Below are 3882 nucleotides of genomic sequence, written 5' to 3'. Positions count from 1 at the left end.
GTTTCTGAAGAAATCACTTGCGGCTGTCTTAGCTGTTCTTTTGATTGCCGCAATGATTCCGCTCAGCGCTGCTGCCGTTCCTGCCGTAGTTAGCGTCGTTACCATTAACGGCGAGAACGCGACCTTAAACGGGGATACGTATTCTGCTGCTATCAGCAGCCCGAGCACCAATCCCATTGTTAAGGTTACGCTGGCAAACGGCGAAGGCTATGTTGAGCATGATGACGAGACGGGCAGCAATGACGCAGACCGTGATACAACTGCTGACGGCACCTGGACATTCACAATGACTGATGAGGAATTTGAGAATGCCGCTGCCAGCTTCCGGGTGTATGACGATGCTGAAACCACCACTCCCACCGCCACTTACAAGGTGACCTACACCATTAAAAATGGCGCGGAGGACTGCGGCGTTAAGTCTGTTTCCACTCCCACACAGTATGGCAACACCGTTGTGGACGGCACTACTTACACCATTACACTTCCTTATGGCACCGCCAATGTTGCAGCTAATACAATCAAAGTTGTGCTGAACGACAAAAACGCTACTATAAAGACTGGAGCCACTCCGGTTCCGGGCGAGAAGGGCGCTTTTACACTGAATGCCGCTATTAATCTGTCAACTACCAAAGAAGCATCCTTTATAGTAGTTGCTGAGGATGGCGTCCATACCCAGAACTACACCATTAAAATGCAGATCGCCAGCGCTTTTAAGACCTTCTCTGTTGACGGCCAGCGCAAGGACGCAAAGATTGATGTTGATAACAAAACCATTGATATTTATATGCCTTTCGGCACGAAAGTGGATGCCAACAAGAAGTGGCAGTTTACGCCTAAGTTTGAAACCGTATATGCTTCTGCTGAAATCACCGCAACAAAAACTGTTGCAGCAGGTGGAAACACAGTTACCATTAAGAGCGGTGAAAAAATTGAGCTGAATGACTTCGTGGCAGCTACTAATATAAATGGGGATGTTGATGCCACAAACAATGGCTGCACATTCACCCTGAATGTTAAGTATACGGAAGGCGCCACTGAACCTTGGGTTCTGAATTTTCATACCCCTGCAAAGGATCCTGAGCCTGTTCTCAAGGGCCTGCGCGTGGCAAACTATGCTGGCGTGATTGACGAAGAAGCCCACACTGTGACGCTCACTCTGCCTGCTTCCAAGCGTGCTACAGGGACTACTGTGAGCCTTCTTGCTTCCAGCGGGGCAACTGTTCTGCCTGTTGAAGCCGGCATTACCACTCCTGTTACTATGGCAGGAAGCTATGTGGATCGAGCTCTTGACACCAGCAAAGATAAATATACTCTGCGTGTGACAGCCGCTGGTGACGAGGACGGCGGTACTACTGGCACGATAAAAGTTCAGGACTATATCCTCAACATCAAAACCGCTGTTGACACAGAGCCTGCCATTAAGGAGATGAAGCTGGAAGACCCCAATGGCACACAGTATACTGGCGCTATCGCGGCTGACGGTACCATTCTCTTTAAGCTGCCCTATTCCGTCACTGTAGATGGAACACCGACCGAGATAAATGCTGGTGCGAAACTGAAGGACTGGAAACTGTTCTACAGCCTTACGGAAGGCGCTAGCTCTTCCGCTAACCTGATTGCGGTGCCGTCCGGCACCAAGCTGACCGCTTCGGCGGCTAACTTCTGGCCGGCTGCATTTGACGGAAAAGTGGACACCACTACTCCTGCCGCTGCAATTACTGTTTCCATTGATGACAAAACCTATAAGAATTACTATATTGCTGTGGAGCAGGGCAAACCCAGCACTGCCGCCACTTTAACTGATTTCAAGGTCACTTCTTTGAATGGTACCGCTGGCCAGCAGTTTGCGGATATCAAGGTTGGGGACAATGCCTTTGCCGCTTCTGGCGCTAAGGATCTGACTGTCAATGTGCCTTTTAAGAAGTTTACGACCGATGGCTATGATGCTGGCGCTTATGTGAGTGCTACTCTGCCTGCAGGCGCTAAGCTGTGCTATGTGGATCCTAAAAATAGCACTGCGAATCTGCTCGTAGAACTGAAAGTCCTTACAGAGAACAACAATACGCTCGTTAAGCTGCCCCGCATTACAAAAAGTGCTGCTGGTGCTAATGACGGCTATCTGTACGACGGCGAGACTCTAACCAATGGCAAGCTCACTCCCTTGGAGCTGGTTGTTGTGAGCGAAGCTGGCATAAAGACAGCCGGGGATAAGAGCGCCACTCTGGGGACAGATGTGACAAAAGATAACATGGCTGAAAAGTTAGGCCGCGGCGGCTACTCTACCTACACCCTGACCGTGAAGCAGGATGACGCCAAAACTGCCGCCAAGCTTGATGCATTCAATGTATATGACGCCACAACCAAGACCACCATTAAGGGCGTTGTGAAGCAAAGCCCTGCTTCCGTTACCCTGACCCTGCCTTATGGCTATGACGATGTGATTGCGGACAAATCCCTCGTAGAAAAACTGTACTTGGATTGGTCCAGCAGCAACTATGAAAGCATTAAAGTTCAGAAGGATGACGGAGCCGGAAATGCAACAGATTTTACCACTGCTCTCAAAAAACTGACCCTTAAGAGTGATGGTACAGTTGACACTGCTAACAGTACAGAAATCACTGCTGACAGCACGCTCCCTGGTATCACAGACGGTACAGACACTGCTGCGTATGTGTTTGTAAAAAGCGAAGATGGCGCCAATACAATGACATACCCCTTGACTGTGAAATTTGAGAAGGAAAAGACCGAGGCCAAGCTGAACAGCGTGACCATCAACGGCGTGACCGCCAAGCCCGACGCCAACAACAAGGTGACTGTCACCCTGCCCATGGCTACGGAAATTACAGCGTTAAAGCCTGCTTTCAGTGTATCCACTGGTGCATTCCTGTCTAAAGTTGGCACTGCTTCTGGTACTTTCAATTCCAATGATGTAGTTACTTCCGGCACTCAGATGAACTTCACCGCTCCTAAGACTGTGTATGTTTACTCTGAGAATGCTAAGAACATGAACACCTATACCATTGAGGTGAAGATTGACGATGGCTTCAGCGACGTGAAGCCCGGCGACTGGTTCTACAGCTATGTGATGGACGCAGTGGACCGCGGCATCATCATCGGCAACGGCGACGGCACCTTCGGGCCTCACACCAATGTGACCCGGGCACAGTTCGCCACCATGATGGCCCGCGTAGACGGCTTTGACAAGAACGCCGAATACACGAACCCCTTCAGCGATATGCAGGGCATCACAGGCGAAACCCTGAAAGCCATTGCCTACTGCGCTGACAAGGGTTACATCACCGGAGACGGCGACACCACCTTCCGGCCCAACGATACCATCAGCCGCCAGGAGATGGCAGTTATCATCTCCCGCGTGATGAAGCTGGATGTTGAGAACGTGGAGATTGGCACCCGCTTTGCGGACGACGCGAAGATTGCAGGCTGGGCAAAGAATTACGTTTACGCCTGCGTGAACGCCAAGATGCTCATGGGCGAAGGCAATAACACCTTCAATCCTCTGGGCAGCACCATCCGCGCTGCAGCCGCAACTGCTGCTGTCCGGGTTGACAACGCGAAATAAGGTATTTCAACTCACCTAAATTTTACAAAGCCCGAAGCGAAAGGGGACGGAGCAATCCGTCCCCTTTTGCTTTTGCTGCCTCCGGCGGGATAAGAAACTTTTTTGAGGAAAAGAAGTTCAAAAGATTGCCTTCGGCAACTTTCTTATCAATCTTCAAAAACCTCTGTGAAAGTATAGGGAACCGAGTGGATTGCGCTGTGATTCTCTGCCGTTTGGTGCGTCTTGAAAGTTTTTGGGTTTCCAAAGGGGATTTTTTCAAAAATCCCCTTTGGCCCCCGGAGGCAAAGAGGCCAAAAAGAAAG

1 protein-coding gene is annotated in these 3882 nt (G+C 50.3%); it reads left to right on the top strand.

Annotation, left to right across the window (positions count from 1 at the left end):
- A partial coding sequence (locus D1841_RS16690) for an S-layer homology domain-containing protein (RefSeq protein ID WP_166554304.1) occupies positions 1-3580 on the top strand: 3580 nt, incomplete at its 5' end.
- Positions 3581-3882 lie beyond the last annotated feature (302 nt).

This window comes from Neglectibacter sp. X4 (assembly GCF_009917365.1).
Taxonomy (GTDB): Bacteria; Bacillota; Clostridia; order Oscillospirales; family Acutalibacteraceae; genus Acutalibacter.
Note: the sequence above shows the minus strand (reverse complement) of the source record. Positions and strands in the feature narration are given on the sequence as shown.